This is a genomic window from Sorangium sp. So ce1014 (assembly GCF_051521505.1).
Classification (GTDB): domain Bacteria; phylum Myxococcota_A; class Polyangia; order Polyangiales; family Polyangiaceae; genus Sorangium.
This window is the reverse complement of the sequence record NZ_CP150356.1, coordinates 3,266,895-3,293,010: the sequence shown is the minus strand read 5'-3', so window position 1 is coordinate 3,293,010 and position 26,116 is coordinate 3,266,895. Positions and strand designations below refer to the sequence as shown.

Below are 26,116 nucleotides of genomic sequence, written 5' to 3'. Positions count from 1 at the left end.
TAATTTTGCGACGTTGCTCGACGTATGACGTGGAGAAGATCCGCAGCATCGTGCGCAGCGGGCTCGAGGAGCTGTCGCTCCGCCCGCGGGGCCGGACGCTCATCAAGCCGAACGTCGTCGCCTCCGGCGCGCACTTCCCGCACGCCTATACGCGGCCCGAGTTCATCGAGGGGGTGATCGGCGCGCTCAGGGATCGCGACGACGGGCGCGTGACCGAGCTCGCGGTCGGCGAGCGGTGCGGCATCACGCTCCCGACCCGCATGACGTACGAGGGCGCCGGCTACTACCCGATGTTCCGGCGGGCCGGGGTCAAGCACTACCACTTCGAGGAAGAGCAGCAGGTCGAGATCCGGCTCACGCACGAGGGCCGGCTGCGCGACTACGTGTTCACGCCGGAGCCCGTCGCGAAGGCCGACTTCTTCGTGAACTGCCCCAAGTTCAAATCGCACCCCTGGACCACCGTGACCTTCTCGATGAAGAACTACATCGGGATCCAGGACGATCGGCACCGGCTCATCGATCACGACCACCGGCTGAACGAGAAGGTCGCCGACCTCCAGTACATCGTGCAGCCGCAGTTCATCGCGATCGACGCCATCACCGCCGGCGAGGGCCGGATGCTCACGCCGTCGCCGTTCGACCTGGGCCTCATTCTCATGGGGAACAACCAGGTCGCGTTCGACGCGGTCTGCTGCCAGATCATCGGCGTCGATCCGAGGAGCGTCGAGCACATCCGCCTGGCCTCGGAGCGCGGCTTCGGCCCGATGAACCTCGGCGAGATCGAGATCACCGGGGACGTGACGCTCGAGGAGGCGAAGCAGAAGGCCAAGGGGTTCAAGGTGGGCCTCGTCCGCGTCGAGAAGTACTTCGAGGGCACCAACATCACCGCCTACGCAGGCTCGCCGCCCGAGCCCGAGCGCACCGACTACTGCTGGGGCGGCTGCCCGGGCGCCATCGAGGAGGCGATCGAGATCCTGCGCGAGTACGACAAGGAGTGCGACGCGAAGATGCCGCGGATGCACGTGGTGTTCGGCGCCTACGAGGGCCCCATCGACGCCAAGCCGGGCGAGAAGGTGGTCTTCATCGGCGACTGCGCGACGTACAAGGGCAAGATCGGCGATCAGCTGGTCAGCATCGACAGCCTGTACCGGGAGCGGAGCGCGCGGGACCCCTACACCGCGAAGCACGACGACGTGCTGGCGAAGATGGTGAAGGTGACGACCAAGCTCGCGATGGCCCGGAACGAGCGCGTCATCCGGCTCGAGGGTTGCCCCGTGAGCGTCGCGGAGCAGGTGCTCACGCTCGTCACGCTGGGCAAGACGAAGAACCCCTACTTCGCCGCCGATCAGGTGCTCGAGTTCAACAAGGCGTACGTCGCCTGGCGCGGGGCCTCGCTCGCCAAGCGCCTCTCCGGCAAGCCCTACCAGGTCCACGGGGCGTGCTCGCGCGGCGAGGCGGCCCCCGAGCTCCCGTCCGAGCCGCCTAGCCCGCCGGCCGCAGAGTGAGGTCGAAGAGGACCTCGAGCTCGTCCCGCACCTTGAAGGCGCCGAGCGGCCCCTTGACCTCGCGCACGCCGAGCGCAGCCAGCGAGAGCTGACAGCCCCCCGTCACGCCGACGGCCCCCTCGCCGCGATCGCGCGAGGACAGGCGCGCCGTCAGCGCGGCGCTCCCCGAGGCGCTCTGCACGCGCACGTCGGCGCGATCGCGCGCGACCCCCGAGGCGCGAACCTCCACGACCTCCGTGCCCCGGAGCACCTCGCCCTGGATGCGGCGCTCGATGTCGCGACGATCCCCGGACGAGAGCGCGTCCGGGTCGAGGCGATCGCCGCGAAGCACCCCCGCGACGCAGAGGCCGGCCACGCGGATCTCGAGCTCGGCCGTCCATGCATCGCCGTCGAGCCGCGCCCGGCCGCGCAGCTCCGACGCGGTGATCTCGAGGTCGTGCGCGAGGCGCGCGAGCATCCCGACGGCGCGGGTGCGGATCGTCAGACGGGACGCGGCAGGATCGAGGTGCAGCTCGTTCACGGGGCGGGGATCCTTGTCACCATGCGGGGGAGCCGGAGGACGAAGGCCGCCACGATCAGCGGCGCTTGGAGCGGCGTGGTCCGTCAGGGACGAGCACGTAGCGGCTCGATTGAGGCTCGGGCTGCCGGAGGAGCTCGGCGCGGAGCAGCGCCTCGGCGAGCCGCGCCTCGATGACCTCGTCCGTGACGCCGGGCTCCAGGGTCACCACCGCGGCCTGGACGTCGCGCGCCAGCGCGTCGAACTCCGCGCTGTCGAAGGCGTAGATGTCGTCGGGGAACAGGAGCGCGAGCGGCTTCCGCTCCACGGCCGTGTTCGTCAGCGCCGCGAGGTCGCTCTCGACGATGAGCATGACGCGGGCCCGCAGGCACATCCCCCTGCAGCGCGCCGCGAGCGCCTCCGCCGAGCCAACGAGCAGGACCGATCGAGGCGTATTGATCGCCTTGGTGGCGTCGTCGTCCTCGTGAGTCATTCCTCGAAGAGTACGTGAACGAGCGGATGAAGCCATCCCTCTTGCATCGCCGATGACCTCGCGCTCGGGAAGGAAGTCGAGCGGCCGGTCGCGGCAAGCTGGACCGAACGCCCTCGCCGCCCCGGCCCACAACGCTACTCCCTGCAGCGAGCGGACGCGGCGAGCACGAGAAGAACAGCGCTCAGCGCGAGCAAGCCGGCGCTCGCCGGCTGCCCGAGCCCGAGCGGCGAGGGACCGCCGAGGAGGTTCACGGCATTGCCCCGCGGCATCAGCGCGCCGACCACCCCGGCCGAGCCCCCGAACAGGAAGTCGGCCGCGAGCGGCACGAAGCGGCCGAGGCCGCGCCGGAGAAACGTCGCGCCGAGCGAGAACCAGCCAGCATAGGCGGCGCCGGTGAGCGCGCCGATCCACCCACTGAGGAGCATGTCTCGGATAAACGGCGCAGCGCCGGGGCCCCAGGCGGCCGCGACGACAACGACGGCGAGCAACGCGCCCACCAGAGCGGCGGTGAGGGCTGTGGCCAGAGCGATGCCGAGCGCGACATGGTGGGAGGAAGCGCCGAAGCGGGCCGCCGGCCAGGCCGCGTCACGCAGCGCGGTCCGATCGGCGGCGTCTGCGGCGAGGGCGAAGATCGTGATCGGCGTGACGAGGCGGAACGTGGCGAGCAGCGCCCGATCGACGGCCCCGGAAGACCCGAAAGCGACCTCGATGACCGCCGCCGCGGCGGCGAGCGCGACGCCGAGCCCGAGCGCCAGCAGCGGACGCCGCGCGCGGAGGCGGCTCAGGGCCATCTCCATCCCGAGCCGGACGCCCACCAGCGCGGGCGTCCTCCGATCGGAGCCCCCCGCCGCAGGAGACACAGGCTGCGCTGCTTCGACCGGGGCGCTCTCACCTCTCATGCTGGCGTCCTGTCCCCGTCGCGTGCGGCGAGCCGTCCGTCACCGGCGCGTCGGACCCGATCTGTCCGCCAGAAGCGGTGCCGCCGGGCGCCGCCGGCTGCATGTCTGCGGGCGCTGCGCCGGGCGGGATCGGGCTGAGCAGCGGCAGGCCGGGCGGCTCCTGGCCGGGTGGCGCCGGCGCGTCGAACGCCGCAACGGCGACCGGCCCCTGGGGCGGCGCGCCGGGCAGCGGCGCAGCGCCGGCACCCACAGCCGCGCCGAAGGGCCGGGCCGGGCGAACGGCGGCCAGATGCAGCGCGGTCGCAGCCCGCACGTCGTGCAGCGACGGGGCCGGGGAAGAGATCGCGATCAGCGTGACGTCCTCCCGGGCAGCCGCATCCAGGATCGCGAGCGCCGCCGCCTCCCGGTCCGCAGCCCGGATCCGCAGCGTCGAGGACGCCTCGACCGGCCCCTGCTCCCACGCGCCCGCGCGGACGGCGGGAGAGCCCGCGAACGCGGCGGCGAGCGCGCGAGCGCCGGGCGCGCCGGGCGCCCGCTCATGGACCAGCACGTGGAGCTCGACCTCGGCCCCCCCGGCGCCGGGCGCGGCCGAGCTCGGGGCGCCGGCGAGGCGCTCGCCGTCGCCGGGCTCGGTCCGGGCGACGACGCCGCGATCGAGCACGTGGATGCGATCCGCGAGGGCGCTCGCGTCCACCGTCGAGGACGTGATGAGCACGACGCAAGCGCCGTCCGCCGCGAGCGCGCGCAGGCGCTCGCGGACCGGCGCCGGCGACGGCACGGCGACGTCGGCGAACGGTTCGACGAGGCAGAGCAGGAGCGGCTGGGGCACCCCGAGGGCAAGCGACAGCTCGATCGCCCGGGCCTCGGCGAAGCTCAGCGAAGCCCTGCGGCGGGCGAGGAGCGGCGCGAGGCCGAGCGGCTCGAGCAACGCCGCAGCGCCGCTCGCGGGCGCGCCGCGGGCCCGGAGCGCCACGGACATGCAGGAGGCGACCGACGCGCCGTCGGGCAGCTCCGGGGCGATGGAGAGCACGCCGATCCGCGCCCGCGTCGCCGCGCTTCGGAACGGGTCGCGCCCCGCCACGAGGACGCGGCCGGCGAGGGGCGCGGCGCGCCCGGCGAGCACCTCGGCGAGGGCCAGCGTCCCGTCCTCCGGAGCGCCGAGGACCGCGTGCACGCCCGGGCCGAGCGCCGCCGCCGCGCCGAAGAGGCTCCCCCGGGGGCGCCCCGCCTCGCCGGCGCTGTCGCGCGCGCGCACGCCCTCGAGCACCACGATGGGCCCGCCCGGGATCATCCGGCGGGGGCCCCGGCCGAGCGGGCCGCGAAGGAGAGGAACGCGCCGAGCGCGCCCGGGATCGACCACCTGGAGTCGCCGGCGAGGTCGGCGAGGGCCCAGGGGACGAGGATCAGCGCCAGGAACAGGGCGCGCCCTCGCGCGCCGGCGATGCGGCCGCTCGCCGCGGCGAGGCCGCCGAGCGTCACGCCGGAGACGACGCCGAACAGGGCGAGCGCGGCGCCGAAGGCGAGGTGATGGAGGGCGAGCAGCGCCGAGCCGGAGAGGAGCGCCACGAGCGCCGAGAGCACGGCCAGCGGGAGCGCCACGACGCGCGCGATCTCCAGCATGGCGGCGAGGCTGCGCGCGCCGTGGAGCGAGGCCCGCGAGATCCCCCGCGCGGCGGCGAGCGCCTCGATGCCGTCGCGGCGGTCGGACGCGGGCCGATCGTGCGCCGCGGCGAGGGCGATGGGGCCGGCGGCCGCCCACGCGAGCCCGCGCGCCGCGGACCCGAGCAGGCCCTCCAGCGCCGTCGTCCCGTCGTCCAGCCGGAGCACGAGCGCCGTGACGCCGTACCCGAGCGAGATCAGCGCCGCCATGGCGAGGCCGAGCTGCCCGCCGCGCGCGCCGCGCAGCCGCGCGCATCCGAGCGCGACCGCGGCGCGCAGCGCCTTCCGCACGGCCGCGCGCCGCCGCCCGGGATCATCCGGACGCCTGCTCGGCGCATCGCGCGGTTCGGGATCGTGCGGGCGGGTCATCGAAGGGGGCGTGCGGACAGAGCGGCGGCGACGCGCGCCGCTAGCGCTGCCCTTCCAGGCGCGCGGGCGCAAGGCCAATGTGGCACGCGCCAGGGCGCGCCGTTGGAATGTGGTCGTCGCCGTACGCTGGCGCCACCCCCGCCGCGAACGGGGAGCCTCTGCGCGCAGCGGGAGCCCCCTGCCCTAGTCGAACGAGAGCCCGCGACGCCCCTTGTGCTTGCGCTTGCGCTCCTTGTCGGCGACGCCGATCTTCCCCCACTCGTAGGTGATGCGACGGCGGAAGACACCCAGCGCATCGCCGCCGTAGAGCAGGAGCTCGCGCGGCGAGTCCGTCTCCCCGATCGTGGGCTCCCAGAGGTCCGACGGGACGAACGCGAGCAGCGCGGGCGCGCTCAGGTGCATCCGCGCGATGAGGAGCCCGCACGTCGCCTTGTCGCCCGGCCGCGCTCGCTTCGCGCGCTTGCCACGCCCGCGCGGCCCCTCTTTGGCGCCGCCCGGGCGCACACAGCCGCCGCCGAGCACGAGTTCCTCGTTTCCCCGGGGGTGCCAGGTCCACATGCGCTCGACCTTGAACGCATCCTCGGACGCTCCGGCCTGGGCCGCGGCGCGCACCTCCTCCGGCGCGAGCTGCGCGAGCTGCGCCGCGACGCGCGCGTCGAGGAGCGGCTCCAGGCGGAGCGGGCGATCGCGCGTCACCTCGAGCACCACCTCGAAGCTGTTCACCTCCCCGGCGCAGCAGCGCACGCCGACCTCGGGGCGGCGCGTGTCCGGCTTGACGCCGCGCCCGTGGGCGCAGCGCCCCACGAGATCGCCCGAGGGCCCGTTGCCCCCGCGCAGCGTCACGAGCCCCGGCTTGCCGCTGTCCCGCTGCCACTGGCTCGAGGTCCACGTCCAGACACCGCCATGGAGATCATGCACCCCGAACGCGCTCACGCACCCGGCGTTCACCCCGTTCGGCGTCAGCACCCGGCTCTGCCCGGTCGCGCACACCGACGCCTTGTACGCGTCGCCGTACTCGTACGTGGTGTTCGCCGGCCCCTTGCAGGCCCGCTCGACCTCGAGCTCCGTGCAGAGGCGCTTGCCCTGCGCCTCGCAGAGAGCGCGCGCCTCGTCCTGCGTGATGTTCGTGGTCGGGATCGCGCCGACCTCGTTGGGGTACGAGAAGACGTCGATGTAGAAGCCGTGCATCACGACCTGCGCGCCCGCCATCTCCTCGTCGGCGATGCGCGGCAGCCGGTCCGGCGGCGTGCCCGCGATGAGCACGCCCTTCGGGATCCACGCCATGCCGGGGCGCGGCTCCGGCTCGGCCTGGCCCACGTCCCAGGGCGGCGCGGCGTCGAGGTCCACGTCCGCCCCAGGCGAGGCGCCGCCGCGCTCGCACCCGTGGGAGGCCGAGAGGACGGCGAGCGACACGGCGGCCGCGAGGGCCTTCCCCCTCGGCGTGCGGACGGAGCGCTGCTCGCCGGGGCCCACGAGGTCACTCGGGGTCGCGTTCGCGGAGGTTCAGCTCCTTCATCTTGAGCTGAAGCCCCTTGCGCGAGATCTTGAGGAGCCGCGCGGCGTGGGTGACGTTCCCGTGCGTCTGCTTGAGGGCGCGCTCGATGAGGTCGCGCTCCAGCTTGCTCATCGCCGCCTTGACCTGCTCCTTCAGGCCGTCGGGCGTCGACGGCGCGAGGGAGGTGTCCGCGGCCGCGGCCGCGAGCGGCAGCGAGGCGCCGGGCGCCAACGTGGCGCCGCTGCGGATCTCCTCCGGCAGGTCGTCGAGGCGGATGCGCGCGCCGTCGGCGAAGAGCAGCGCGCGCTCGACGACGTTCTCCAGCTCGCGGATGTTCCCCGGCCACGCGTGTGACGACAGGCGCTCGAGCGCGTCGGGCTCGATCCCCTCGATGCTCTTCTTGAGGCGCGCGTTGAACTTCGCGACGAAGTGGGCGCAGAGGTGGGGGATGTCACTCCGCCGGTCGCGCAGCGCAGGGAGCGCGATCGGGACGACGTTGAGCCGGTAGAAGAGGTCTTCGCGGAACGTTCCCACAGCGATCTCCCGCTTGAGATCGCGGTTCGTGGCGGCGACGAGCCGGACGTCGACGTGGATGGTCTTGATGCCCCCTACCCGCTCGAACTCGCTCTCCTGCAGGACGCGCAGGAGCTTCACCTGCATCTCGTTCGGGATCTCGCCGATCTCGTCGAGGAAGAGCGTCCCGCCGGAGGCGAGCTCGAAGCGCCCCGGCTTGGAGCCGACCGCGCCCGTGAAGGCGCCGCGCTCGTAGCCGAAGAGCTCCGACTCCATGAGATCCTTCGGGATGGCCGCGCAGTTGACCTTGATGAACGGCCGGTCGCGCCGGCTGGAGTTCTCGTGCAGCGCCCGCGCGACGAGCTCCTTCCCGGTGCCGCTCTCGCCGCTGATGAGCACCGTGGTCGGCGTGTCGGCGACCCGCTCGAGGATCGCGTAGAGCTCCTGGATCGGCGGGCTCTCCCCGATGATGCCGAAGCGGTCGGAGCCCCCGCGGGGCGGCGCCGCGGAGACGTCCCGCGTGGCGTCCGCGCTCGCGAGATCGCGGGTGCGGAGGGCCTTCTTCACGACGACGCGCACCTCGTTCTGATCGAACGGCTTCGTGATGTAGTCGAACGCGCCCGTCTTGAGCGCCTCGACGGCGTTGTCGACGGTCCCGTGCGCTGTGAGGAGCACGACGGGGCGCGAGGGGTCGTCGCGGAGCGCGGCCCGGAGCAGGTCCATGCCGTCGACCTTGGGCATCCGGAGATCGGTGATGACCAGATCGATGTGGTGCTCCTTCAGGAACGCGAGCCCTTCCTCGCCGTCTTCGGCGGTGTGGACCTCGTAGCCATCCCGGCCGAGCTGGGCGCTGAGGACCCGCCGGAGGTTCGCCTCGTCATCGACGACGAGGATCTGCTTCTTTTCGGGGAGCATCACAGGGCGAGACTAGCAGAACCGGCAACCGGGCAAGCGCCGTGACCGCCCCTCGATGCGCCAGGTGGGCCGCCGCGCGCGCGACGTGCGCGTCCTCGACGCCGCGCACCGCGCGCCGCGTGGTCGCGCCGACGGGCGCTCCGGGGCTCCTGCCCGCCGCCTCGCTCGGCCGCCCGTCCTGCCGGTCGACGGGCCGAACGCATTGCCCCGAAGTCCGCCGTGATTCCTTTTTCTCGCTGCCGGCGAGACGGATCAGTATGCTGCGCCCACTTCTCGTGGAGGGCGGCTCGGATGCGTGTGCTTCGGACTTGGCTGGTCGGTCTCGGCGCGGGGATGTTCCTCGCTGCGGGGTTGGCCGTAGCAGGAGATCCGGCCATCGAGTACCCCGAGTGCTACCGCACCGCCACGCCCGCGGACCTGGAAGGCGCCAAGGGCGCGCACAAGGCCGCCACGCAGTTCTACGAGCGGGCCGACTACGACCGCGCCATCCAGTACTGGAAGGACGCTTACCAGCTCGACTGCACGGCGCACCCCGTGCTCATCAACATCGCCAACGCGTACGAGAAGAAGGGCGACCGCGCCGAGGCGGTCACCGCGCTGGAGACGTACCTCGCTCGCACGCCGGACGCGAGCGACACCCAGACGATCCGGGACAAGATCCAGAATCTCAGGAACGCCATCCGGCCGGCGCCGACCCCGACCGCCAGCGCGTCCGCGTCGGCAGCCGTGCCGCCTCCGACGGAGCCCACCACCTCGGCGATCCCGAGCTTCCCCGTGGAGCCGCCGCCCCCTCCGCTGCCCCCCTATGGCTATGCCCCGTGGGTCGCGACGGGCGCCGGCGTCGTCACGCTGCTGGTCGGCGGGATCCTGACCTCGAGCGGCTTCGCGGACATCAGCGCCGCCGAGGACAGCTGCCCGTCGCGCATCAACTGTGAGCCGGACATGGCCGATCAGGGCAACCAGGGCCGCACCCACGCGACCGTTGGCGGCGTGCTCCTCGGGCTCGGCGCTGCCGGCGTCGCCGGAGGCCTCATCTGGGAGCTCGGGTTCAATCAGCCCCGGCCGGTCTCCGGCCTGCCTGCGCCCGCCGCCGGGGTCCGGCTGACCCCGGTCGCCGGTCCAGGTGCGGCCGGGCTTGGCGTGTCCGGCCGCTTCTGAGCAAGCTCCCCGGCGAGCCGCTGGCATCCGTGCGGGCGCAGGTGCGACACGGCCGGCTGCCCCGGCTCGGCGAGATTCGCCGGCACGGGAAACGAGGGATCGCCGGCGGACGAGCGATCGCCGGCGTATCGTCTACTCTTCTACCGTGCGCCTCCGCTCCTCCGCCCGCCTGCTCCTGACAAGGTGCTCTCGCAACAGGATCGCGCTTCCGGGCGCGCTGCTCGCCGCGCTGTCGGTCGCGGGGGCGGCGGTGCTCGCTGGCGGGCCGGCCCCGGCACCCGCGATCTCGCGGGTCGGTCGTCTCCTCGTGCCCCCGGCGCTCGCGGCGCCCGCACCGCGTCCCGCGGCCGCCAGGGTCGCGATCCTCGCGACCTCGCCGGGGGACGCCCGGACGACGCTCCACATCGCCGCCGTCGGAGGCGCCCAGACCGGCCCCGCGCTCGCCACGATCCGGCACCTGAGCGACGCGGCGGTCCGCGCCCGCGTCGTGCCGCGAACGCCGATCGTCGTCGCGACCGCCGACACGAGCCCGGCCCGCGATCGCTCGTTCAACGCGAGCCTCTTCCGCATCGAGCCGCACGCGGAGCCCGTCGCGCTCTGCGACGGCGTGGTGCACGCGAGCCGCCCGCTGGTCACCGCCGACGGGCGCGTCTTCGTCTCGCGCGGCGTCGCCGGCCCGGAGCCGCCGAGGGACGGCGACCTCGCGCGGCTGCGGGTCGACGCGCTCACCATCGACGAGGTCGACCTCGTCACCGGCGCGACGCGCACCGCGCACAGGCACACGGGCTACCTCGCCTTCCTCGCCGGCGAGTGGAACGGCGAGCTCGTCGTCTACCGCGTCTCCCCCGGATCGGCCGACATCGTCCTCGTCCACCCCGACTCCGGCGCGACGCGCGTGCTCGCCCCGTCGATCCCGCCGTTCGCGCGCGATTTCTCGATCGACGCGGCGACGGGCGCGCTCGTGTTCCAGGAGCGGCACGAGACAAATCCCCGCATGTGGGTCATCGATCGCATCGATCTCACCCGAGGCAAGCGCACCCGGCTCGAGGTGAGCGCGAGCAACGGCCTCGCCCCGCACGTCTGGCCGGGCGGCGGGCTCGCGTACACGCCCACTCGGGCCACCGGGCTCTTCCTGGTCGGCGCCCGCGCGACGGTCCGCGGCCCGCTCGGCGCCGGCGTCGACGCTATCCAGGCCGTCTCGTCGGACGCGGCGTGGGTGGCCGCGCTGCACACGAACCCCTCCGCGTTCGCCGTGCCGTTCGCGATCCACGTGGAGAGCGGGGAGGTCGCCGCGATCCCCGCGCCGTCCGGAGCGCGCATCGCCGTCGCCGGCTTCACCACCGCGAAGGAGGAGCCGTGAGGAGCCGCCTGCTCCTGATCCCGGCGGCGATCTCCGCGGCCGCGCTGGTCGCGCCGGCCGCGCGCGCGGCGTACTGCCCGTGCTTCACCGCGTCGAGCGCCTACAACGATCGCGGCTGCGCGATCGAGGCCGTGCCCGGGATCAACCCATCGGTCGCGGAGTGGAACGCCATCTTCGACCGCGTCTCGCTGGGCCCCGCGGCCTGGGGGGACGCCGGCCCGGCGACCTTCGACCTCGGCCAGGGCTGCAATCAACCCGAGGCGCCGCGGCAGATCCCCGCGGCCTTCCCCTGCGAGCTGCTGAAGGCGATCGCCATGCAGGAGTCGGGGTGGCAGCAGTTCTGCGAGCCGGACCGGCCCATGGACCAGGCGGGGGCGAGCTCGCGGACGGTCATCTCGTTCGACTGCGGCTACGGCGCCTCGCAGATCACGAGCGGCATGCGCAGCGGCGATAGCCCCGATTTCGATCCGCGCCGCGTGGCCGCCGACCCGACCTACAACGCGGCCACCGGCACGCACATCCTCGCGATGAAGTGGAAGGCCACGCGCTGCGTCGGCGACCGGCAACCGGCGATCGTCGAGCACTGGTACAGCGCCGTGTGGGCCTACAACGGGCTCTCGTACGTGAACAACCCGAACAACCCCAACTACGAAGCGGGGCGCGGCGTCTACGATCCGGCGATCGGCGGCGCGGTTCCGTACCAGGAGCGGGTGTTCGGCCGGATGGAGCACACAGGCGAGCGCTGGGAAAGCATCGAGGTCGCCTACCCGGCCCTGGGCGAGATCGGCGGCGGCGGCGCGCCGGCCGCGCTCTCCGATCCGCGCTGCGCTTCGCCGACGGACTGCACGCGCACGCGCCCCCTCCACGTCACGCGCTGCGCGGACGGCGGCGGCGCGGGCGGCGGCGGCGGCGGCAGCGGCGGCGCGGGCGGCGGCGGCGGCAGCGGCGGCGCGGGCGGCAGCGGCGGCAGCGGCGGAACAGGTGGCGCGGGCGGCAGCGGCGGATCGGACGGCAACGCTGGAGGGGCGCCCGTCACGGCAGGCCAGGGCGGATCCGGAGGCCCCTTGGACGACGAGGAGAACGACGGCGAGGCGACCTCGACGACGGTGGGCATCCACGGCCGGTGCTCCTGCGACGTGCCCGGGAGCGGCGCCGCCGCCGGCGCGGCGTCCTGGATGGCGCTCGGCTTCGGAGCGCTCGCCGCGGCGTGGCGGCGGAGGCTTCCGAGGCGTCGTCGCACGGACTAACCTCGCCGCTCATGCCACCTTCGCTCGGATCCGAGCTCATCGCAGCGTGGGCTGCCCGGCGTGGCCTCGCCTTCACCTCTCGCCCCGACGAGGCCTGGTTCCGTCGCTGGGAACCGTACGACACGATCGCGCCCCCCTCCGCCTACCTCTCCGCGTGCACGTGGACGGTGAACCCCGGGCACGCCGTCATCGCCGAGCCCTGGTACGCGGACGGCGAAGCCGAGCCGCTCGAGCGATCGCTGCTCGGCTTCGCGGCGCACCCGGCGCTCCAGCACCGCGCCGCGATGCGCGTCGGCGAGCATTTCCTGACCCGCGTCGCCTTCATCGAGAGCCCCCCGCCGCCCAGGGTCGTCCTCGACGACGCGCTCTGGGACGCCCACGTGACGACCTTCGCCGCCTCCCAGCGCGAGGCCGCCGCCGCGTTCCCTCCACGCTTGCGGAAGCTCCTCGCCCGCCGCGGCTTCCAGGGGCACCTCGAGCTCCGCCCCGGCGGGCTCGTTGTGCACTGCGCCGGCCTGCGGCCCATCCCCGAGCACTACGACCGGCTGCTCGGCATCGTGCGCGAGCTCGTCAACGCGGCGCTCCCGTGAACGCGAGGCGCCCGTGAGCGCCCCGCAAGCTCCCGTAATCCCACGTAATCCCACGTAAACACGCGTAAATACGCAGCCATGGGACAGCGCAGCCCCGCCGGCCAGCCCTGTCGACGCGTCCGCCGCGCCGTTCTAGGCTCCCCGATCATGGCCAAGGTCCTGGTCGTCGAGGATGAGCCGGCCATCGCCGAGTCCATCGCCTATTTCCTGCGCCGCGACGGGTTCGCGGCCACGGTCGCCACCACGCTCGCGGCCGCGGAGCGGGAGATCGACAAGGCGGACCTCATCATCCTCGACCTGATGCTCCCCGACGGCAGCGGCTTCGATCTCATCGGCCAGGTGCGGCGGAGCGCCGCGCGCGCCGCGATCATCGTCCTGTCGAGCCGCGACAGCGAGGCCGACCGCGTCGCCGCGCTCGAGACCGGCGCCGACGACTACGTGACCAAGCCGTTCTCGCCGCGGGAGATCGTCGCGCGGGTGCGCGCCGTCCTGCGCCGCGCCGCGCGACCGTCGCTGTCCGACGCCGCCCCCGCGCCGCTGCCGCTCATGGTCGACGAGGCCACGCGGCGGGCGCACGTCAACGGCCAGAAGGTCGACCTCACCCGCGTCGAGTTCGATCTTCTCGCCTGCATGCTCGCCGCGCCGGGCAGGGTGTTCACGCGCGCGCAGCTCATCGACCGGGTCTGGGGCGACGGGTTCGCGATCACCGACAGGACCATCGACTCGCACGTGAAGGGGCTCCGGAAGAAGGTCGTCGAGGCCGGGGGCGACGCCGACCTCATCGAGACGGTGCGCGGCGTCGGCTACCGCGTCACCGACAAGCCGAGCCCCACGGAAGGCGGCGGCTAGCTCATGGTGCGCCTCGTCGTCACCGCGGCGGCGGCGGTCTCGATCATCCTGCTCGTCGCGCTGTTCGCCTCCCGCCTCGTCCGGGCCCGGACGGCCGGGATGAGCATCCGGATGCAGATCTTCATCGCGCTCGGCGGCATCGTCGGCGCGTTCGCGTTCGGGCTCGGGCTGCTCGTCATCGATCGCATCGAGGCGCGCGCGACGCTGCTCGCCGAGGGCAGCGCCCGCGACGAGGCGGCCGCGTTCGCCGCCGTCGCCGCGATGGAGATGGAGGTCCGCGACGTCGACCTCGCGGCCGTGCGCGCGCTCGATGGCGAGGCCGACGGCCCCACCGCACAGAGCATCGCGCTGCTCGACCCGGAGGGGCGCGTGCTCCGGTCGCGCGGCGCCTCGCCGGGCGAGCCCGGCACCGTCTTCGTGACCGCGCCCATCGAGGTCCGCGGCCGGCGCGTCGGGAGCGTGCAGGTCGTGAAGCCGACCATCGTTGTGCAGCGGATGGTCGCCGACTTCGCCCCGCCGATCCTCGTGATCAGCACGGTGCTCGGCGCCGCGGCGGCGCTCTCGTCCTTCCTGATCGGCCGCACCATCGCGACGCCGATCGAGGCGCTCACCGAGTTCGCCGTGCGCGTGAGCGAGGGGGAGGTGCGCGCGGCGCCGCCGCCGGCCCAGGGCCGCGAGGTCCACCGGCTGACGCGCGCCATCGACTCGATGCGGCGCCAGATCGAGGGCCGCCCCTTCGTCGAGACGTTCGCCGCGGATCTCTCGCACGAGCTCAAGAACCCGGTCGCCGCGATCCGCGCGAGCGCCGAGGTGCTCTCGGAGGCGCTCGACGACCCCGAGGAGGCGGCCCGCTTCGTCGCGCGCATCCGCGAGGCGATCACGCGGATCGAGGCGCTCCTCGGGGAGCTCCTGTCGCTCGCGCGCCTCGAGGCGCGCGGCGTGGAGCAGGCCGCGGTCGTCGACCTTGTCGCGATCGCGCAGGCCGCCGCGGCGCGGGCGCGCGAGCGCGGCAGCCGCGTCGAGATCGACACGCCGAGCTCGGCGACCGTGCGCGGCGACGAGCTCTGGCTGTCGCGCGCGCTCGACAACCTGCTCGACAACGCCCGCACGCACGGCGATTCCGCGGCCCCCATCCAGATCGCCGTGTCCCGCCTGGGCGGACAGGTCGCGATCGCGATCCGCAACCGCGGCGAGATCGGGCGGCACGTCGCTGGCCGCCTGTTCCGCCGGTTCGTGACGACCCGCGCCGACCGGGGCGGCACCGGCCTCGGCCTCGCGATCGTCAAGGCGATCGCCGAGGCCCACAGCGGCTCGGCCGAGTGCACCCACCGCGGGCCGCCCGCGGTCGAGTTCAAGATCTCGCTGCCGGGGGCCTGAGCTGGTGAACCCATGAGCTCCCCCGCTTCGCCTCACCTCCCGGCGAGCACCTTGGTTTCCGGGAGGTTTCCCCGATTTGACGGTGCGTCAAATCGATGCTGCGAAGGCGTGGCCGGCGATCGGGCGGAGCGCACCGAGCGGCGCGCGCTAAGGTCGACGGACAGCGGCGCTTGAGCTCGCGCGCGCCATCCTCCACAGAACCTCCACAATCGCATCACCGTCGGCCCCCCCACCGCGCTCCTGCTCGGCGCAGAGTGCGTCGTCGTCCCCACCCAGGAAAGCCCATGACGTCCAGCACCCTCCCCAAGCACGTCGCGATCATCCTCGATGGCAATGGCCGCTGGGCAGCGGCTCGGGGCCTCGCCCGCATGCAGGGGCACCAGCACGGCGCGCAGGCCGTGCGCCTCTCGGTGCGCACCTGCCGCGATCGCGGCATCCCGTACCTCACGCTCTACGCGTTCAGCGTGGCGAACTGGTCGCGGCCCAAGGACGAGATCGACGCGCTGATGCGCATCTGCCAGGAGTTCGCCGAGGGGGAGCACGACGAGCTGATCCGGCGCGGCATCGCGGTGCAGGTGGTCGGCGACCTCGAGGAGATCCCGACCCCGACGCGGCGCGCGATGGAGAAGCTCGTGGAGGACACCTCGGGGGGCACCGAGATGACCCTGGCGCTCGCGCTGAGCTACGGTGGCCGCCGCGACATGGCGAACGCGATGCGCGCGCTCGCGGTCCGCGCGCGCGCCGGGCTGGTCATCCCGGAGGAGATCAACGAGAAATCGCTCCGCAACTTCCTGACGACCAGCTCGATGCCGGATCCGGATCTCATCATCCGCACCGGCGGCGAGAAGCGCCTCAGCGACTTCCTGCTCTTCGAGGCCGCGTACGCGGAGCTGTTCTTCACCGACACGCTCTGGCCCGATTTCGACGAGGCGACCTTCGACGAGGCGCTCGAGACCTACGCCCGGCGGCAGCGGCGTTACGGCCGGACCGGCGAGCAGGTCCGGCGGCTGGCCGCGTCGAGCTGAGCGGACATCGGCGGCGCGCCGCGCCCGTGCGCGCCCGCGTCGCTCGTGGCGCTCGATTCCGGGGCCGCGATGCAGTACGAAAGACGCGCTTGTCGTCCAAGCGCCCGTAGCTCAGCTGGATAGAGCAGCGGCCTTCTAAGCCGCGGGTCGCAGGTTCGAATCCTGCCGGGCGTGCCGAACGTCCTCGGTGCGTCGCTTGACGGTCCTGCCCGCAGCGGACCACCATGTTTCTGGAGTCATGGAAAAGCGGGGCGCGCTCGTGCTGGGAGGTCTGGTGCTGGGCGTGGCCTGCGCGCTCGCGGCAGGGCGGGTGCGCGCCCAGGTGGCCGCGCCGGGCGTCCCCGCCCCACGATGGGAGCAGGATTGCGAGCAGACGCACGGCGTGGAGGAAGCCCGCGCCGTCGCCAAGGCTCGCGGGGAGAGCGGCTGGGAGCTCGTGGCGCTGGACGCCGGCGTGATGTGCTTCAAAAGGCCGGCCCCGGCGCCTCTGAAGCCGGCCGAGCCCTGGCCGGGCTACTGACGCATCGGCGCGGCGCGCGGCGCGCCCCTGCCCGCCGTTCGAGGCGGAGCGGCCTCCCGAGCGCTTCCCCGTACCGCCGGGGCGCGCGCCGTTGTAAGCCGATCGGCATGAGCGGAGAGCCCCTGTCGGAGCGAGAGTTCGACGCCGTGGCCGATCGGTCGCTGGGCGCGCTGGATCGGGCGATCAATGAGATCCCCGACGGCGTCGAGGCCGACCTGCAGAGCGGCATCCTCACCCTGGAGTTCGAGGACGGCATCAAGTACATTGTCAACAGCCATCGCGCGGCGCGGCAGATCTGGATGGCCGCCGAGCGGGCCGCGTGGCACTTCGACTACCGGCAGTCCGAGGGCCGCTGGCTGGCGCAGAAGACCGGCGAGGAGCTCTGGAGCACGCTCGAGGCCGTGCTCTCGCGGAAGCTCGGCCACGCCGTGAAGCTCGATCGCTGAGCCCCGCCGCTCACAGCGCGAAGCGGATGCCGAGCGCTCCGAGCGGGCCCGTCACGGAGGCGCCGACCCGCAGATCGAAGGCGACGCGATCCCACGGGCGGAACGCGAGGCCGATCTCGGGGAAGAGGAGCCATGGATAGACGACCGGCTTCAGGCCCTGGGGTCTCCCTTTGGGACGGGTGAACCAGCTCGGCTCGACATAGCCGGGGTAATGATTCGCGTCGTAGTCGAGCTGATTGCAGTACCGGAAGCTCCCGGCCGGGTTGTTCGGTCCGCGGCACTTCACGTAGCGGTACGGGTCTCCCGGCGCGAAGGAGCTCTGGTCGCCGGGGACGGCGTCGCCCGGGTACGCCTGGGTCCGGTAGAGCTCACCCATGAACATCCAGCCCACGCCGAGGCCCGCCCCGACGCGGAAGGCGAACAGCTCGTCACGATCGAGCGGGATGTTCCAGACCAGGCGAACGTCCGCCTGGAGCGCCTGGAGATCACTCTCGATGATCTCGTAGTCGGTGTCGGGGTGCCCCTTCGGCTTGAACGGCGTCTCGTGCAGCCGGAAGCGCGCGTAGGCGACGGAGAAGACGAGATCGAACCGCCCGAGCCTCTTGGACAGCGAGACCTCTCCGCCGGGGAAGAAGGCATGCCGTCCCCCTTCTCCGAAGAGCTCGAACATGACCTGGGGGATGAAGAATCCCCGAAAGCCGGCGCCGAGCCACACGTTCCGCTGCTTGCGCACGTCCGGCGGCGTGGGCTCGGGCATCTCTACCGGCGGCTTCGCCTTCTCCTCGGGGCTCGCCGCGACGCGCGGCTTCTTCTCCGGCGGCTTCGTCGCCACGGGCTTCGGCGGCTTCTTCTCCGGAGGCTTCGTCGCCACGGGCTTCGGCGGCTTCTGCTCCGGCGGCTTCGTCGCCGCGGGCTTCGGCGGCTTCTTCTCCGGAGGCTTCGTCGCCGCGGGCTTCGGCGGCTTCTTCTCCGGAGGCTTCGTCGCCGCGGGCTTCGGCGGCAGATTCGTCGCGCCGGCCTTCGGCTTGAGGCGCAGCTTGATCACGCGCCGCTGCTTCTCCTTCAGCGAGATCTTCTGCGTGAGCACCTCGTACCCATCGGCCCGGGCGACGATCACCAGCCGCTTGCCGGGATCGAATCGCTGCGGTCTCGAGGGATCGCGGATCGCCGCGCCGTCGATCTCGACGACGAGCCCCTCGTAGGGCTCCACCGGCGCAACGACGAGCGTCGGGATGCGCCCGTCGAGCTGCGCTGCCTTCTTCTTGGCCGATGTGATGGCCGCGACATCGCGCGCGTTGTAACCGGGCTGCTTTTTCTCGCTCGCGACCGTGTGATAGATCTCGCTGGCCTTCAGCATGTCGCCCTGCTTCACGTAGCAGTCGGCGAGCGGGACCGCAGAGCTCGGGCGATGCCGCTGGCTCTCGGCGGCTTCGAGGAGCGGGATCGCCTGCTTGCATCGCCCGCCTCTGGCCGAGTTGATGCCCTGGTTCGCCTCCTTGTCGCCCGGCGCGGCGAGCGCCGCGTGAGCGAACAGCAGAGCCAGAACGCCGAAGAGAGAAGCGATCGGAAGACGCAAGAGGCGCTCAGTCTACCACCTCATCCGCGGCGCGCGCGGGACGGACGCGCCCTCTGCGGCCGCGGATGTCGCGAACGGCGCGGCGGCCCGAGGTATGGAGCAGCGCGAGGCGCCGCCCACATTGGCGCCTGCATCACCAGACGGCCGCCTTGACGGAGCGAGCGCGGCCTGGACGGCCCGCCGTCCGGGCAGATCGCGCAGGCCGCCGGGAAGACACGGGGCTTTGCCGGGATCCCGAGCGTCCCCCGGACGCGTCCCCGCAACGCCGAAGCGCTGCAGACGAAAAGCTCGACGGACTCCTCTTTACACCTTCGACGCTGACCGAGAGCCCCTGTAAGCTCCCCCGGAATGGCTTCCGGCGCAGGTATCGAAGAACCGCACGGGCTGGGCGAGAGCACCAGCGCAGAGGGATCGGGCGGCGGCGTTTTGTCCGGACCCGTGCGGCGCACACTGAAGGCAGGCGAAATCCCGAACACCCTGATCGAGTGCGGGCACTCGGTCGAGTGCGCGGGCTGTCCGCTCATCGCAGGTGATTACGCAGAGCAGCTCAGCACGAAGCGCGCGCGGGTCGTGTCCGCCGCCGCGCACTACCCGTCGCTCCAGCTGCTCCAGACGAGCCCGGTCATCCCGGCCGATCCGATCACCGGCTATCGCGGTCGAGCGAAGCTCATCGTCGCCCCCTCCGGCGCGATCGGGCTGTACGGCCGCACGGGGCATCACGAGGTCGTCGACATCCCTGGCTGCAGGGTCCTCGCCCCGGCCCTCGCCGCGGTGACCTCGCGGCTCCGCGAGCTGATCGCGTCCCCACCGCCGGAGGTCCGGCCGCTGCTCCTGCCGTACGATCCGACGAGGGGCGGCGTGCTCCGCGCGCTCGATCTGCGCGAGGTCCACCTCGCGCCCGGGACGCCGCTCTTCGCGGAGATGGGCGCGACCGAGGACAACCCGGCGTTCGTGCTGATCACGTTCGTCCTCCAGCGCGAGCGCGCGTGCACGCGCGACGAGCTGCGGGAGGCCGGCCGCGCCATCCGCCAGATGCTCCCCCGCGTCATCGGCATCGCGGCGAACTTCCACGACGCGGAGGCGCCGCAGATCCTCGGGCCCGAGACGATCGTGCTCGATGGCGTCTCGCACGCGGAGGACCGGATCGGGCAGACCTACCACATCGCCGCGTTCGGCTCGTTCGTGCAGGCGCACCGCGCGCAGGCCGCGCGCGTGCACGCCCTCCTGCTCCGCGAGATCGCGTCGCTCGAGAACGACGGGCCCGTGATCGAGGGCGAGGCCCCGATGGGCCCGGCCTCCCGGCGCAAGGAGCCCCCGCGCATCCTCGATCTGTACGGCGGCTCGGGCGCGATCTCGCTCGCCCTGGCCCAGGGCGGCAACCGGGTCCTGATGGTCGAGTCGTTCGCGCCCGCGGCGGTGAACGCGCGCGCCGCGGCGGAGGCGCAGGGGCTGAGCCAGCGCATCGAGGTGCGCACCGGCGACGTCTCGGAGATCGTGAGCTCCCTCGTCAACAGCACGGAGAAGTTCGACGGCATCGTGGTGAACCCGCCGCGCCGCGGCGTCTCCCCGACGGCGCGCGAGGCGATCGCGCGCCTCGGCGCGCCGCTGCTCGTCTACGTCTCGTGCGATCCGGACACGCTCGCGCGCGACCTCGATCACTTCTGCCGCCTCGGGTACTCGTCGACGGAGCTCACCCCGCTCGACATGATCCCGCTCACGGAGGAGATCGAGACGATCGCCGCCCTCCGGAGGACGCCCCCTCCGGCGCCGAAGGTCATCTACGACGACGACGACGTGCTGGTCGTCGAGAAGGGCCCGCACGAGCCGGTGGCCACGCAGCCCGAGTACCTCGGCTCGCTGCTCGCCCGCTGCGCCCGCATCCCCGGCAACACCACGACGCCCGTCATCGTGCACGCGCTGGATCCGGGCACGAGCGGCCTGGTCATGCTGGCGCGCAACGAGGAGGCGGCCGCGCGCTGGGGCGAGGCGCTCACGAAGACGGGGCGCCTCATCTACCTGGCCGCGGCCAAGGGCGTCACGCCGGGCAAGGGCGCGATCACCCGCGATCTCCGCGAGGGGACGCGCACGTACACGGCGCGCACGCGCTACCGCCGCCTCGCGGTCGCCTCGGGCCACTCGATCCTCCGCGTCATCCCGGACGGCGGGCGCACGCACCAGATCCGGCGGCACCTCGCCGCGATCGGCCACCCGATCCTCGGCGACGAGCGCTACGGCCACGTGCCCACGAACCGCTACTTCGAGGAGAAGCACGGGCTCGATCGCTCGTTCGTGCACCTCGTGCGCATCGAGATCGAGCACCCCCGCACCGGGGTGAAGATGATCATCGAGTCGACGCTGCCCGGTGATCTGCGCTCGGCGCTCGAGCGCTCGACCGGGCCGTCGGTCCTCCGCTTCCTCGAGCAGAAGCACGCCCTCGGCGAGCAGCGGGCGGTCGCCGTGCTGACGACCACCACGGACGAGCCCGCTCCGAGCAGCAGGATGATCCCGTTGCGCACCGAGGACTCCGAGTCCGCGCCGCCTCCCTCCATCCGCAGCCCCGGGCCCATCTCGATCCGCGTCCCGGATCTGGACGAGTCGCCCCGGACCATCCGGCACCCCATCGTCTCGACCGGCGACGAGGACTGAGCGGCCCCGCGCCGCGCGCGGGCAGGAGGCCGGCCGGCCGCCGCGGCCGGTGGCGGCGGCGGCCACCTCGCTCGCGGCGGCCGCCACCTCCCCGTAACGCCATCCGCCTCACCTGGGCGCCGCAGGTCCGTTGGACCTCATAGGGCGCGGGTCCGCCGGTGTGCCCGACCCGCCCACCTTGGAGCGATGGGTGGCGAGCGGATCTGGTAGGCTTGCCGGCCGCATGTCCACGTTTCCAGAAGACCGCCCTCGCATCCTCGTCGTGGACGACGAGAAGGTGATCCGCGACATGCTGGCCGACTTCCTCGGCATGGAGGGCTACTACGTCCGCACTGCAGAGGACGGCACCAGCGCGCTGAGCGAGCTCACGAAGGGTCACTACGACCTCGTGATCAGCGACCTCAAGATGCCGCGGATGGGCGGCATCGCGCTGCTGGACGAGATCGGCAAGACGGCGCCGAACGCGCTCACGGTCATCATGACAGGCTTCGGCACCGTCGAGACCGCGATCGACGCCATGAAGCGCGGCGCCTACGACTACGTGCTCAAGCCGTTCAAGCTGGACGAGGTGGTGCACGTGGTCCAGCGCGGCATCGAGAAGCAGCGGATGGCCGCGGAGAACATCCGGCTGCGCGAGGCGGTGTCGCTCTACAAGGTGAGCGAGGCCATCGCGGCGAGCCTCTCGCTCGATCAGGTGATCGAGACCGTCGCGGACAGCTGTCTCCACGAGGTGCGCGGCGATCTCATCTCGACGTGGCTCGACGACGGCGAGGGGAGCTTCTTCGAGCGGCAGCACCTCCGCGGCCCGTCGGTCCCGCCGGGGGCCGACCTCGGCCGGCTCGACCCGGCGCTCGTGCTCGAGCACTTCCGTCCCGAGGCGCAGCTCCTCGAGCAGGGCATGAAGGGGCTCAGGTTCTTCGCGGCGGAGCCGGCGCTGCCGCTCCAGTCGCTGGTCGCCGTGCCGCTCCGCATCCAGAAGCGGGTCATGGGCTTCGTCGCCGTCGCGTCGTTCACCCGGACGAAGCGCTTCGACGAGGGGCAGCGCAAGCTGCTCAGCATCATCGGATCGCGCGCCGCGGCGGCGATCGAGAACGCGCGCCTCTACCAGGACCTCCAGGCGACGTTCCAGCAGACGATCGAGGGCCTCGCCAAGGCCATCGACAAGATGGACCGCTACACCGCGGGCCACTCGGATCGGGTCGCCGTCTACGCGGTGATGCTGGCGCAGCGGCTCGGCCTCGGCCCGATCGAGATCGAGATCGTCCGGCAGAGCGCGCTCATGCACGACATCGGCAAGATCGGGTGCGTGCTCAACCTGAACAAGCCGGGCAAGCTCACGAACGACGAGTACGAGGTGTTCAAGCGGCACCCCGTCTACGGGCGCGACATCCTCGAGCCGATCAAGTTCCTGCACCCGCTCATCCCCGGCGTGCACCTGCACCACGAGCGCTGGGATGGGCGCGGCTACCCGCTCCGGATGCGTGGCAACGAGATCCCGATCATCGCGCGCATCATCTCCGTGGCCGACACATACGACGCGATGACGAGCGATCGCTCGTACCGCCGGGCGCTCCCGCACGAGGTCGCGGTGGCGGAGATCGAGCGGTGCTCGGGCTCGCAGTTCGACCCCGAGGTCGCCGCCAGCTTCACGACGCACATCGAGACGTACCGCGACGAGCGGCGAGCGCGCGGCGAGAAGGTCCCCGAGTAGCCATGCCGACCGACCCGCTCCGCGACCTCCTGCAGCCCGCGAGGGACCAGGTCGCCCCGCTCGGAGCCCCGAAGCCGCGGCGCGCGCGCGCCGTGTGGATCGGCCGGCGCCGCTACGCCCCGATCCACGATCTTCAGAAGCAGCTCGTCGAGGCGCGCGCGCAGGGGCGGATCGGCGACACGATCCTCCTCCTGGAGCACGACCCCGTCATCACGCTCGGCCCGCGGGCGAACCCGGAGAACGTGCTGCTCGACGCCGGCGCGCTGAACGAGCGCGACATCGACCTCGTCGCGACCGGCCGCGGGGGCGACGTCACCTACCACGGCCCCGGCCAGCTCGTGTGCTACCCGCTGCTCGATCTGCGGCCCGACCGGTGCGACGTGCGCAGGTACGTGCGGTCGCTCGCGGAGGTGATGATCCTGCTCGCGCGCGAGCACCACGTCGAGGGCGGCGTGGTCGACGGGATGATCGGCGTCTGGGTCGATCGCGCGGCGCCGGAGGAGTGGGGCGGCGCCGAGTGGGCGCGCGAGATCGCCAAGCTCGGCGCGATCGGCGTGCGCCTGTCGCGCTGGCTCACGATGCACGGCTTCGCGTTGAACATCGCGGTGGACCTCGAGGCGTTCGAGATGATCGTGCCCTGCGGCATCCGCGATCACGGGGTGACGTCGCTCCACCAGCTCACCGGACGGAAGCTCACCGTCGCCGAGGTCGCCCTCGCCAGCGCCCCGCAGCTCGCCCGAGGGCTCGATCTCGACGTCGCCCGCGTGGAGGATCTGTCGGCGGTCGCCGATCTCGCCGGCGCGCTGATCGCCCCGGAGGCCGTGGCCGGCGAGGGCCGGAGCGCTCGATAACGAGCGGCCGGCGGACGACGCCGCGCGATGGGCCGCGCCGCCGAGGCAGTGTCGCTCGGCCGTGCCGTGGGCTAAAAGCCGTCCCGTGCGCGCGCAGCCCACGACACGGCCCCGTGAAAGCGAAGGCTCCCTTGCGCAACGCGGCGCCTCGGCCGCGCGGCCGCGCGGGCGGCGGCCCCTCGCCCTGGTGCTCGCCACGGCGGTTGTGGCGCTGCTCGTGTTCGCGCTGCTCGCCCCCGTCGCGCTGGTCTTCGCCGGCAGGCGCAGCGCCGCGGCGTGCCTCGCGTCGATCGAGGCGCCGCGCGGCCCCGCGTTGCCCGACTGCCGGCCCGAGATCCGCTGGTTCGCGCTGCCGTCGCGCCTGCCGTGGACTTACCGGACGGCGAGCACGCTGGCCGAGGAGCTCGGCGTGCGCACCGCGGTCGCCGGGTACATCGACGCCGCCGTCGGCCGGCCGGCTCGCGCGGCGCTCGCCGGCGCGACCGGGGCGGTGGCGACGGCGGAGGCCGCGGTCGCCGCCGGCTCCAGGCGCATCACGTTCGACGAGCTGGGGCCCGAGGGCGGCGCGCCGAGCCTCGCGCGCGAGGCGGCGCGCCTCGGCGATCGCCGCACGCTCCTGGAGCAGCCGGATCGCTGGCCCGACTGGCACGCGCGCGTGCACACCCTCCGCGCGGCGCTCACCGAGGGCGACCTGCAGCGCGCGCTCGCGATCGCGACCGGCTACGCGGGGATGGACCCCCGCGACGAGGATCTGCGCACGACGGTCGCCGCGATCCTCTGCCTCGCCACGGGAGCAGAAGCCAAGCGTGGCGTCGACCTCCTGACGCTGACCCAGGACGACCGGGCATCGAAGCGCCACGCGGGCATGGTGCGCAACTGGGGCGAGGTCCGCGCCGTCCTGGTCGCCTGCGCTGCCCGGGCCGGCGTCGAGCCCCCGCCGATGCCGGAAGACCCCGAGGCCGGCCTGGCCGACGCCGTGGAAGCGCGGCTCGCGCAGCGCGCCCGCCTCGCCGCCGCCCGCGAGGACGCCGCCGAGGCGAAGCAGCACGCCGTGCGAGCGATCCGGGATCTGCTCGTCTCCGCCGCCGCGCTCGATCCGGACGCCCGCGGCGACCTGCTCGCCGTCGTGCTGGCGGAGGGCGGAACGCTCGACGCGACCGAAGCCGCCGCGCTCGCGCGGCCGGAGCCGGACGAGACCGAGGAGGCCGACGTCGCCGTCGGAGGCGCCGGAGCCGCCCCGGCACGCGGCGCGACCGGCGCTGCGCCGGCGCTGCGCGCGGGCTCGCTGCGCGCGCTCGACTGGCTCCCGGAGCGGGGGCTCGCGCGGCCCGCGATCGCCGGGTCGCTGCGCGCGCGCGCAGCGGCGCGCGCCGCCGAGCTGGCCGCCGACCCTCAGCTATCGCCGTCCGATGGCGACGCCCTGCGCGCCGCCGCGGGAGCCCTCGCGCTCCAGGCCGCCCGCGAGCTCGCCCTCGAGGGCGACGCGCCCCGGGCGCTCGACGCGCTGGATCGCCTCGGCGCGCTCGCCCCAGAGCTCGCGCCGGAGGCGGCGCGCGCGCTCGCTCGATCGAGCGTGTGGACCCTCGCCGGCGATCGCGATCGCGCGCTCGACCCGATCGAGCGCGTCGACCTCGCCGCGGCGCCGCCGGCCCTCCGCGCGGCCGTGCTCCTGCAGCGCGCCGAGCTCCTCGCCTCGCTCGGGCGCCGGCTCGAGGCCGCGCGCGCGGCCGTGCTCGCGGACGAGGCGGCCGCCGCCGCGCGCGCGGCGCGCCCCGGCGATGCGCCCTCGGGGCTCGCCGGGCTCGCGCTGCTCGACGCTCGCGCGCGGTGGACCCGGCTCGCCCTCGCCCTTCCCGGGGGCGGCTCACCGCTCCGGCAGGGCAGCCCGCCCGCGCTGCTGCCGGCGGACCTCTCCGCCGCCTGGCCGTGGGTCGGCTTCGCGCGCCCCGACGTCCCCTGGGCGCGCGACGGCCAGCCGGCGTTCTCGCGCGCGCTCGCCGCCTGGAGCGCCGCGCGCGACGCGCCGCCGCCCACGCGCCGCGCGCTCCGCTACGCCGCCCTCCGCCGCCGCGGCGACGCGCCGCCCGCGCTCGTCCCGTACGCCGCGCTCTCGGCGCAGCTGCTCGGCGACGGTGAAGGGGACGCCGAGGTGTGGCTCGACGCCTTCCTCGCGCTCGACGCCCCCCGCTTCTCGCTCCGGCACACCGCCTTCGCCCGGGCCGAGGCGGCGCGATGGCGCGGCGACGAAGGCAGCGCGGCCGCCTGGCAACGCCGGTACGAGGCCCTGCGCGCCGTGGCCTCCGACCCGGCCCGCGCCGAGATCGCGCGCTACCTCGGCCTCTGAGACCTGCGCGCAGAGCACCTCGCGCCGGGACGGACTCCACCGCCGGGGCGTTCCGTGGCATGCCTTGAACAA

General features: G+C 73.5%; 22 protein-coding genes and 1 tRNA gene. 15 read left to right on the top strand and 8 right to left on the bottom strand.

Going from position 1 to position 26,116, the window contains the following annotated elements; genetic code table 11:
* Positions 1 to 29: 29 nt before the first annotated feature.
* Positions 30 to 1,505, top strand: a complete 1,476-nt coding sequence (locus WME75_RS12690) for a DUF362 domain-containing protein (RefSeq protein WP_437490096.1) — start codon at positions 30 to 32, stop codon at positions 1,503 to 1,505.
* Here WME75_RS12690 and WME75_RS12685 read toward each other — a convergent pair.
* The 7 genes from WME75_RS12685 to WME75_RS12655 all read right to left on the bottom strand — a co-directional run bounded on the left by WME75_RS12685 (position 1,483) and on the right by WME75_RS12655 (position 8,344).
* Positions 1,483 to 2,025 carry a hypothetical protein gene (locus WME75_RS12685; protein ID WP_437490095.1) on the bottom strand — a complete coding sequence of 181 codons (543 nt, stop codon included), beginning with the start codon at positions 2,023 to 2,025 and terminating at the stop codon, positions 1,483 to 1,485. The genes WME75_RS12690 and WME75_RS12685 overlap by 23 nt on opposite strands.
* Before the next feature lie 55 nt (positions 2,026 to 2,080).
* Positions 2,081 to 2,494: a hypothetical protein gene (locus WME75_RS12680; protein WP_437490094.1), complete on the bottom strand. Its 414-nt coding sequence runs from the start codon at positions 2,492 to 2,494 to the stop codon at positions 2,081 to 2,083.
* Positions 2,495 to 2,628: 134 nt separating this feature from the next.
* Entirely contained in the window at positions 2,629 to 3,393 is a 765-nt protein-coding gene (locus WME75_RS12675) for a hypothetical protein (RefSeq protein WP_437490093.1), read from the bottom strand.
* Positions 3,383 to 4,684 (bottom strand): ABC transporter ATP-binding protein, encoded by a 1,302-nt coding sequence (locus WME75_RS12670; protein ID WP_437490092.1) that lies wholly within the window; start codon positions 4,682 to 4,684, stop codon positions 3,383 to 3,385. Before WME75_RS12670 ends, WME75_RS12675 begins: the two co-directional genes overlap by 11 nt.
* On the bottom strand, positions 4,681 to 5,343 hold the full coding sequence (locus WME75_RS12665; RefSeq protein ID WP_437490091.1) for a hypothetical protein: 663 nt from the start codon (positions 5,341 to 5,343) through the stop codon (positions 4,681 to 4,683). Before WME75_RS12665 ends, WME75_RS12670 begins: the two co-directional genes overlap by 4 nt.
* A gap of 261 nt (positions 5,344 to 5,604) precedes the next feature.
* Positions 5,605 to 6,894 carry a formylglycine-generating enzyme family protein gene (locus WME75_RS12660; RefSeq protein WP_437490090.1) on the bottom strand — a complete coding sequence of 430 codons (1,290 nt, stop codon included), beginning with the start codon at positions 6,892 to 6,894 and terminating at the stop codon, positions 5,605 to 5,607.
* Between the two features lie 4 nt (positions 6,895 to 6,898).
* A complete protein-coding gene (locus WME75_RS12655; protein WP_437494802.1) occupies positions 6,899 to 8,344 on the bottom strand; it encodes a sigma-54-dependent transcriptional regulator in 1,446 nt (481 codons plus the stop codon).
* A gap of 351 nt (positions 8,345 to 8,695) precedes the next feature.
* Here WME75_RS12655 and WME75_RS12650 point away from each other — a divergent pair, with 351 nt between their 5' ends.
* From WME75_RS12650 to cyaY, 10 genes are all read left to right on the top strand, one after another.
* Positions 8,696 to 9,502, top strand: coding sequence for a tetratricopeptide repeat protein (locus WME75_RS12650; RefSeq protein ID WP_437490089.1), 807 nt, complete (start codon positions 8,696 to 8,698; stop codon positions 9,500 to 9,502).
* A 145-nt stretch (positions 9,503 to 9,647) separates the two neighbouring features.
* Positions 9,648 to 10,862 (top strand): hypothetical protein, encoded by a 1,215-nt coding sequence (locus tag WME75_RS12645; RefSeq protein WP_437490088.1) that lies wholly within the window; start codon positions 9,648 to 9,650, stop codon positions 10,860 to 10,862.
* Complete coding sequence (locus tag WME75_RS12640; RefSeq protein WP_437490087.1) at positions 10,859 to 12,109, top strand: hypothetical protein; 1,251 nt, start codon at positions 10,859 to 10,861, stop codon at positions 12,107 to 12,109. Before WME75_RS12645 ends, WME75_RS12640 begins: the two co-directional genes overlap by 4 nt.
* A gap of 11 nt (positions 12,110 to 12,120) precedes the next feature.
* Positions 12,121 to 12,699 carry a hypothetical protein gene (locus tag WME75_RS12635; protein WP_437490086.1) on the top strand — a complete coding sequence of 193 codons (579 nt, stop codon included), beginning with the start codon at positions 12,121 to 12,123 and terminating at the stop codon, positions 12,697 to 12,699.
* A gap of 147 nt (positions 12,700 to 12,846) precedes the next feature.
* Positions 12,847 to 13,548: a winged helix-turn-helix domain-containing protein gene (locus WME75_RS12630; protein WP_437490085.1), complete on the top strand. Its 702-nt coding sequence runs from the start codon at positions 12,847 to 12,849 to the stop codon at positions 13,546 to 13,548.
* Positions 13,549 to 13,551: 3 nt separating this feature from the next.
* The gene (locus WME75_RS12625) at positions 13,552 to 14,925 is read left to right on the top strand and encodes a histidine kinase dimerization/phospho-acceptor domain-containing protein (protein ID WP_437490084.1); all 1,374 of its coding nucleotides are present in this window, start codon (positions 13,552 to 13,554) and stop codon (positions 14,923 to 14,925) included.
* Positions 14,926 to 15,209: 284 nt separating this feature from the next.
* Positions 15,210 to 15,950 (top strand): polyprenyl diphosphate synthase, encoded by a 741-nt coding sequence (uppS, locus tag WME75_RS12620; RefSeq protein ID WP_437490083.1) that lies wholly within the window; start codon positions 15,210 to 15,212, stop codon positions 15,948 to 15,950.
* 100 nt (positions 15,951 to 16,050) lie between these two features.
* A tRNA-Arg gene (locus WME75_RS12615) sits at positions 16,051 to 16,124 on the top strand.
* Positions 16,125 to 16,188: 64 nt separating this feature from the next.
* Complete coding sequence (locus tag WME75_RS12610; protein ID WP_437490082.1) at positions 16,189 to 16,470, top strand: hypothetical protein; 282 nt, start codon at positions 16,189 to 16,191, stop codon at positions 16,468 to 16,470.
* A gap of 107 nt (positions 16,471 to 16,577) precedes the next feature.
* Entirely contained in the window at positions 16,578 to 16,916 is a 339-nt protein-coding gene (gene cyaY, locus WME75_RS12605; protein ID WP_437490081.1) for an iron donor protein CyaY, read from the top strand.
* Between the two features lie 10 nt (positions 16,917 to 16,926).
* Here the strand turns inward: cyaY and WME75_RS12600 are convergent, their stop codons facing one another.
* On the bottom strand, positions 16,927 to 18,492 hold the full coding sequence (locus tag WME75_RS12600; RefSeq protein WP_437490080.1) for a hypothetical protein: 1,566 nt from the start codon (positions 18,490 to 18,492) through the stop codon (positions 16,927 to 16,929).
* Positions 18,493 to 18,930: 438 nt separating this feature from the next.
* Between WME75_RS12600 and WME75_RS12595 the strand changes: the two genes are divergently transcribed.
* The 4 genes from WME75_RS12595 to WME75_RS12580 all read left to right on the top strand — a co-directional run bounded on the left by WME75_RS12595 (position 18,931) and on the right by WME75_RS12580 (position 26,044).
* Entirely contained in the window at positions 18,931 to 21,138 is a 2,208-nt protein-coding gene (locus WME75_RS12595; protein WP_437490079.1) for a pseudouridine synthase, read from the top strand.
* A gap of 223 nt (positions 21,139 to 21,361) precedes the next feature.
* The gene (locus WME75_RS12590; protein WP_437490078.1) at positions 21,362 to 22,849 is read left to right on the top strand and encodes an HD domain-containing phosphohydrolase; all 1,488 of its coding nucleotides are present in this window, start codon (positions 21,362 to 21,364) and stop codon (positions 22,847 to 22,849) included.
* Positions 22,850 to 22,851: 2 nt separating this feature from the next.
* Positions 22,852 to 23,700 (top strand): lipoyl(octanoyl) transferase LipB, encoded by an 849-nt coding sequence (gene lipB / locus WME75_RS12585; protein WP_437490077.1) that lies wholly within the window; start codon positions 22,852 to 22,854, stop codon positions 23,698 to 23,700.
* Between the two features lie 187 nt (positions 23,701 to 23,887).
* The gene (locus WME75_RS12580; protein ID WP_437490076.1) at positions 23,888 to 26,044 is read left to right on the top strand and encodes a hypothetical protein; all 2,157 of its coding nucleotides are present in this window, start codon (positions 23,888 to 23,890) and stop codon (positions 26,042 to 26,044) included.
* Positions 26,045 to 26,116 lie beyond the last annotated feature (72 nt).

Bases quoted from the DNA above. Each gene is read 5' to 3' on its own strand.
- WME75_RS12680 (WP_437490094.1), bottom strand. From the start codon at position 2,494: ATGACTCACGAGGACGACGACGCCACCAAGGCGATCAATACGCCTCGA.
- WME75_RS12675 (WP_437490093.1), bottom strand. From the start codon at position 3,393: ATGAGAGGTGAGAGCGCCCCGGTCGAAGCAGCGCAGCCTGTGTCTCCT.
- WME75_RS12670 (WP_437490092.1), bottom strand. From the start codon at position 4,684: ATGATCCCGGGCGGGCCCATCGTGGTGCTCGAGGGCGTGCGCGCGCGC.
- WME75_RS12655 (WP_437494802.1), bottom strand. From the start codon at position 8,344: ATGCTCCCCGAAAAGAAGCAGATCCTCGTCGTCGATGACGAGGCGAAC.
- WME75_RS12635 (WP_437490086.1), top strand. From the start codon at position 12,121: ATGCCACCTTCGCTCGGATCCGAGCTCATCGCAGCGTGGGCTGCCCGG.
- WME75_RS12630 (WP_437490085.1), top strand. From the start codon at position 12,847: ATGGCCAAGGTCCTGGTCGTCGAGGATGAGCCGGCCATCGCCGAGTCC.
- WME75_RS12625 (WP_437490084.1), top strand. From the start codon at position 13,552: ATGGTGCGCCTCGTCGTCACCGCGGCGGCGGCGGTCTCGATCATCCTG.
- uppS (WP_437490083.1), top strand. From the start codon at position 15,210: ATGACGTCCAGCACCCTCCCCAAGCACGTCGCGATCATCCTCGATGGC.
- WME75_RS12610 (WP_437490082.1), top strand. From the start codon at position 16,189: ATGGAAAAGCGGGGCGCGCTCGTGCTGGGAGGTCTGGTGCTGGGCGTG.
- cyaY (WP_437490081.1), top strand. From the start codon at position 16,578: ATGAGCGGAGAGCCCCTGTCGGAGCGAGAGTTCGACGCCGTGGCCGAT.
- WME75_RS12590 (WP_437490078.1), top strand. From the start codon at position 21,362: ATGTCCACGTTTCCAGAAGACCGCCCTCGCATCCTCGTCGTGGACGAC.
- lipB (WP_437490077.1), top strand. From the start codon at position 22,852: ATGCCGACCGACCCGCTCCGCGACCTCCTGCAGCCCGCGAGGGACCAG.